Source organism: Achromobacter mucicolens (assembly GCF_902859725.1).
In the GTDB taxonomy this organism is placed as follows: Bacteria; Pseudomonadota; Gammaproteobacteria; order Burkholderiales; family Burkholderiaceae_B; genus Achromobacter; species Achromobacter mucicolens.
This window is the reverse complement of sequence record NZ_CADIJP010000048.1, coordinates 1-772: the sequence shown is the minus strand read 5'-3', so window position 1 is coordinate 772 and position 772 is coordinate 1. Positions and strand designations below refer to the sequence as shown.

1 protein-coding gene is annotated in these 772 nt (G+C 64.9%); it reads right to left on the bottom strand.

The genetic code is table 11. From position 1 onward, the window contains the following. Positions 1-772, bottom strand: a 772-nt coding sequence (locus HV786_RS27195; RefSeq protein ID WP_217472130.1) for a hypothetical protein, incomplete at both ends; no start/stop codon positions are given.

Genomic DNA, 772 nt, shown 5'->3' with positions numbered 1-772 from the left:
AGCCGCAACCTCCCCAAGAACACCGTGGCCCCGACCCCGGTCGTGCTTCCGGCGTTAAAGTGCCTCAACACCAGCTCCGTCCCGCAGGCCAGCATTTCGATCCCCGCCGCGCCGGCGGTCAGCACGGCGGCCGCCAGCTCGGCTCTCTGCCTGTCGTCCTGAGGCAGGCTGTGCATTCTTAATCCGAGCAGTCCGGCCTCAAGCAACAGCAGCCACCCGCTGGCCCTCACCTTGTAGAACTCGCTGGAGCGCGCATCCACCAGCTCCGTCGCGAAGGCGAATTGGACGTTCTGCTTGATCTGGCCTCGCATGACCGTCCGGTCCGCGCTGTGGCCGATGGCCTGCAGGTCCTCTAGCCTGAGGTTGACGGCGCGCTCGCCGATGCTGGCGGCCAGCCAGCTGCGGGTGGCCCTGTGGACGAACCATTCGTTGCCTCGCGAGGCGTGGCGCAAGGTCTGACGGCCCAGGCTGGCGTACCAGGCCAGGGCTCCGCCTGACAGTCCCGCATTGCTCGATTTGTCCATCGCTTCGTACACGCTATTGGCCTTGTCAAAGAGCTGCCCTAGCGTCTTCGCCATTTCGAGGCCCGTCCGCGTGTACTGGTAAATGGTCTCGCCGGCAGCGAGCGCTGGCTCGGATTTCGCGGATTCGCGGATGCGGGCCATTTCCGCCAGGATGGCATCCTGATTCAGTCCAAAGCTTCGCAGCGCGAGGTTCTTGCGGTCTTGCGCCCCACCCTGCCACCACTCTTGGATGACGTTGGCACTGCTTT